This window comes from Streptomyces polyrhachis (assembly GCF_042663125.1).
Lineage (GTDB): Bacteria > Actinomycetota > Actinomycetes > Streptomycetales > Streptomycetaceae > Streptomyces > Streptomyces polyrhachii.
Genome location: NZ_JBHSZO010000078.1, coordinates 1 through 5,104, shown reverse-complemented (window position 1 = coordinate 5,104; position 5,104 = coordinate 1). Strand labels below are relative to the sequence as shown.

At 74.5% G+C, this 5,104-nt stretch carries 3 protein-coding genes; all 3 read right to left on the bottom strand.

The window, feature by feature from the left end; translation table 11 throughout:
- Positions 1-51: 51 nt before the first annotated feature.
- Positions 52-2,268: a protein kinase gene (locus ACFQLX_RS25580; protein ID WP_386418902.1), complete on the bottom strand. Its 2,217-nt coding sequence runs from the start codon at positions 2,266-2,268 to the stop codon at positions 52-54.
- A gap of 128 nt (positions 2,269-2,396) precedes the next feature.
- Positions 2,397-4,157 (bottom strand): serine/threonine-protein kinase, encoded by a 1,761-nt coding sequence (locus tag ACFQLX_RS25575; RefSeq protein ID WP_386418900.1) that lies wholly within the window; start codon positions 4,155-4,157, stop codon positions 2,397-2,399.
- A 97-nt stretch (positions 4,158-4,254) separates the two neighbouring features.
- A partial coding sequence (locus ACFQLX_RS25570; RefSeq protein WP_386418898.1) for an amidase family protein occupies positions 4,255-5,104 on the bottom strand: 850 nt, incomplete at its 5' end.

The window sequence follows — 5,104 nt, the reverse complement described above, 5'->3', positions numbered from 1 at the left end:
CGCCGCTGCGCCCGCGCTTCGCGCGGACGACGGGGGTTCGGCAACAGCCTCTCAGCCCAGCAGCCGGTAGGTGGCCGCGGCCTGCTGGTAGAAGACGTCCACCGCGCGCCGCGCCCCGGCCGGCCCGCTCACCAGCACCACGTGGTAGCGCCCGGACACCACCATCGCCATGTTGCGGCCGTAACGCTCGCGCCCGTCGCCCGCCTGCCAGGTGAAGCGGCCCGTCGCCATCAGCCGCGTCCCGACCGTGATGGTCTGCAGCCCCGAGCTCTCCCCCCAGTCGGAGGCGCGCTGGGCGGCCAACTCCGGCTCGCGGCGCAGCTGGTAGTCCATCGGGTCGGCGCCGAAGCGGGCGGTGGTGTCGCGGCCGGGTGCGACGAGCAGCTCGTAGACCCCGTCGGGGCTGGCATACCGCACCGCCCCGCGGGCCGTCTCCCGGAGCCGCTGCCAGCCCTCGTGCACGGCGACCTCGAAGCCCGCGCGGTCCTTGCGCAGCGCGAAGCCCGCGGGCAGCTCGGCCGCGGGGCTCTCCTCTGCCTCGGGGGCCGCCGTGTCCTTGCCGGCCCGGTCGTCCTTACGGGCCTGGTCGTCCTGCCGCCCCCCGGCCGCCGACGGCTGCGCACCGCCCACCGTCTGCCGCCGCTGACCGCCGTCCCCGCCCTCCTCCGCCTTGGGCAGGAAGAGGACGGCGAAGGCGATCGCGGCCGCCATCAGCAGGAACACCAGCGCGATCAGCCACCGCCCCAGACTCCCCGCAGCACGCCGCCGTGCGGGCCCGCGCCCGCGCTCCCGCCTGTGCTTGTGCCGCCCGCCGTGGCCGGGAGCCGCGCTCGGGGACGACCGGACCGGCGCAGCCCCCCGCCCCCCGCCCCCCGACGCACGCTCCCGGCGGCGCACCAGCTCCCCGCGCCGGCGCAGGATCGGCAGCCGCCGGGGATCCGACCGCCCCGGAGGCAGCGTCGGCACCGTGACCGTACGGCTGCCCAGATCCGGCTCGGGCGCCGTGCGGATCAACGACCGCAGCCAGCCCCGCAGTTCCTCGAAGTCCGGCCGCTCGACCGGATCCTGCCGCAGCAGCGACTCCACGACGGGCCGCAGCGCCCCGCACTCCTCGGCGAGCGCGGGCGGCTCGGCGCAGACCAGCTGCACCAGCTCCGCGACGCTTTCCTCCGGATAGGCGGAGTGCCCCTGCACGGCCCGGAAGAGCAGCGCGCCCAGCGCCCACAGATCGGCGGCGGGCCCGACGGGCGGCGCCAACCGCCAGTGCTCGTGCACCGGGACGGCCTGCTCGGGCGCCCAGCGCTCGACGACGGCGCCGACGAGCTGCATCCGCGTCTGGCGCGCCCGCTCGGCGTCCAGCCTGGTACGCGGCCCCCCGCGCGGGGACCGGTCCCGCTCCTCGACCTCCCCACCCCTGCGCGCCGGCACGGCGATCGACGCACCGGCGCGGGCCCCGGACGGCGGCCCGCCCCCGGCGACCACCCGGTCCGTGTACGCGGGCCCCCCGGCGAGCCGGGCGGCGGCAGCCTGCGTCCCCGCCCGATAAGCGGCGGCGGCGGAGGGCGAATGCGCCTCCGCCGACCTGAACCCCGAGGAGGGTCCGGGCAGTTCGGGAATCCGCCCGTCGGCCCCCATCGGCAGGGTGGGCACCCCGCCCGGCGGGGGCCCGGGAGTCCCGGACGGCCGGGGCGGCTGCCCCCAGCCGGCGGGCTGCGGCAGCACGTCGTAACCGCACAGCGCGTCCTCGGCGGCCCCGGCGGCCAGCCCGGAGAGCACCACCCGCCCGTCGTCGCAGACCAGCACCGTGCGCGCGGTGATGTTGCGGTGGACCCAGCCGTGCGCGTGCAGCGCCCGCAGCGCGGTGAGCACGTCGGCCGCCACCTCGGCCCCCCGGTACGCACCGAGCGGCCGCCGCGCGATCACCTCGGCCAGCGGCCGGGCGGGCACCAGCTCACTGGCGATCCAGATGCTGCCGTCCTCCTCGAAGACGTCGAAGACCTGGTCGAGCCGGGGGTGGTCGGGAATCGCGGCAGCGGCCCGCGCCGCCTCCAACGCCCGTCGCACGAGCCCGGCGTACCCCCCGCCCGAGGAACCCGGGGGCGCGCCCTCCCCGCTCCCCTCCGCATCCACGACCTCGGGCAACGGCACTTCGCGGACGGCGACCTCCTGCCCGCTGTACGTGTCGAACGCCCGCGTCTCCAGCGCCTCGGGCTCGTCGGCGGGCAGCCGATAGCGCCCGGCGAGCACCCGTCCCGCATACTCGTCCACGACGCCTCCCCACCAGCGCTATCGTCACCAACAGCTCAAAACCGGTCGCTTTCCCCCGAGTTGTGAATGCGGACCGTCCATGGGACATCACCATACGTGCCCGGACCGCACTGCGGGCCGGGCTCCCGTCAGTCCGTCGGTTCGAACGAACTGAACGCGGCCTTGCGCAGCCCGGCACACGCCTTGGCGTTCCACGCCCCCTGCGGACACGTGATCATGATCGCGTAACCGTGCGAACCGTCCACGACGATGCCCCGGTTGAGCACACGGGTGCCACTGCGCACGAACTGCCAGTCGGCGACGGAGGGATAGGGCCGCCAGTCGGTGACGCGCATCAGCGACACCCGCCGATAACCGGAACTGGTGGCGCGCACCCCGGGCTCGGAAGCCTTCCACGCGTCATACGCGGCATCGGCGTCCGTGCCCTTGGGACTGGAGGTGAAGTCGACCTGCATCCGGGGCAGTCCGCCGGACCGCGCCGCGAAGATGGCACCGGCGCCACCCGTCGACGTACCCACCCGCTTCCACCCCTTGGGCAGCGCGATGGCGAACGGGAACTGCCGCTCGGTGTGCATCCGGAACCCGGCCGGCGCGACACCCTCACCGGTCTTCCCGCCCTCGCCCTTGTCCTTGCCCTTGTCCTTGCCCTCGTCGGAGCCATCGCCCGAGTCCGCGGACTTGCTCGGCGCCCCGGAAGGAGACCCCTTCCCCGCCGGAGGCGAGGTCTGCGCAGCCTTCCCCGCGCCCTTGCCCTTGGCGTCCGGCTTCGGCTCGCCCCCGCTCAGCGCCACGCCCAGCACCGTGCCGACCAGCGCCAGCGCCACCACGGCGGCGATCACCACGAGCACGCGCCGGGGCAGCGCGGCGATCCACGCGACCAGCCCTGCGGCCACCGTCCCCGCCCGCCGCCCGGGCCCGGGAGCGGAGGCGCCCCCGTCGGCGGAAGCAGAAGCAGCCGGAACCGAAGAGGCGGCACCACCCTCAAAATCCCCACCCGCCACCGGAGGAACCGGAACCGGAACAACCTTCGTGGCCTCCACGGCCTCCGCCGCAGCCTCCGCGACCTCCGGAGCCTCGATGGCCCGCCGCAGCAGCGCCCGCGCCCCCGCGTCGTCCAGCCGCCGCTCGGGATCCTTCTCCAGCAGCCCGTAGATGACCTCTTCCAACGGCCCGGCGTTGCGCGGCGGCTCGATCGGCTTGGTCATCACGGCGGTCAGCGTGGCGATCGCGGAGCCCAGGTCGTACGGTGGATGGCCCTCCACCGCCGCGTACAGCAGGCCGCCCAGCGACCACAGGTCGGAGGCAGGCCCCGGCTTGTGCCCGCGCGCCCGCTCGGGCGAGATGTACGAGGGGGCGCCGACCAGCATGCCCGTGGACGTGATCGACGGATCGCCCTCGACCTGGGCGATACCGAAGTCGGTCAGCACCACCCGCCCGTCGTTGCCGATGAGCACGTTCGACGGCTTCACGTCGCGGTGGAGTATCCCCTCACCGTGCGCGGCCCGCAGCACGTCCAGCACGGCCAGCCCGACCTCGGCGGCCCGCCGGGGCGTGAGCGGCCCGTCCTCCTTGACGGCGTCGGCCAGCGAGCGCCCCTCGACCAGCTCCATGACGATCCACGGCCGGTCGTCCTCTTCCACCACGTCGTAGACCGTGACCGCGCTGGTGTTGCGGATCCGGGCGATGGCCTTGGCCTCCCGCAGCGTCCGCGTGACGAGCCGGCGCTTCTCCTCCTCGTCCACGGCGGAGGGAAAACGCAGCTCCTTCACCGCGACGATCCGCCCGAGCACCTCGTCCCGCGCCCGCCACACGGTGCCCATACCACCGCGACCCAGCACACTTCCCAGCCGGTAGCGCCCAGCGATCAGCTCGGCGTCTTCGTGGTCCATCTGTCCCCTCACGCAACCACCCCCGGCAGGAGTCCTCATTGTGTCGCACAGCACCGACAACGGGCCGACCGGGTCCTGCCCCACTGACGTGAAACGCCTACCTCCCGGTTCCCTCCGCACCAAGGGCCCCACCCACCCGCACCCGTATCGCCCCCGCCGCCTCCGCGACCGCCATCAGCCGGACCAGCAGCCCCTCCCGCCCCCACCCGGCGACGGCCTGCAACCCGACCGGCAGCCCCTGGTCGAACCCGGCGGGCAGCGAGGCGGCGGGATGCCCACTCACGTTGAACGCCCAGGTGAGCGCGGTACTGAACCGCTCCCCCGGCCCCTCGTGCCCATGCGGCGGATGGGGCGTGACCGGGCAGAGGAGCACATCAGCACGACCGAAAACCTCCCCCAGCACACCCCCGTTCAGCCCCCGATCCCCACCCGCACCCCCACGGATCCCCAGCCACACCTCCTTGGGATCACGCAGCAGCACCGGAAAGTCAACGAGTTCCACCACCCCCGCCTCGACCAACCGCCCCACGGCCTCCCGAGCCACCCGCGCCTGCCCGGGATCGGTGTCCGCGAACCCCAGATCAGCCGACCACACAGCCCGCACCGGAAACCGAACCGCCCCCGAAGCCCCCATCCCTACCCCCACAGCCCGCAGATACCGCCCGACCATCCCCGCCGAATCAGCCACCACCCCCGGAGCCGCCAACCCACTGCGATCCCCCGACGGCAGCAGCCCCCCACTGACCTTCAACCCGAAAACCCCGCACCAGGCAGCCGGAATCCGCACGGACCCGGCCCCGTCCCCACCCACGGCCAACGGCACCATCCCCGCCCCCACAGCGGCCCCCGCCCCCGCGGAAGACCCCCCGGGAGTACGCGAAAGATCCCACGGATTACACGTAACCCCACCCCGCCCAACTGCCCAGCCCCCACGCCGTTTCCACCAC

What these genes read in the sequence shown, in the direction of transcription:
- ACFQLX_RS25575 (WP_386418900.1), bottom strand. Translation starts at nt 4,157, where the DNA reads ATGGACCACGAAGACGCCGAGCTGATCGCTGGGCGCTACCGGCTGGGA.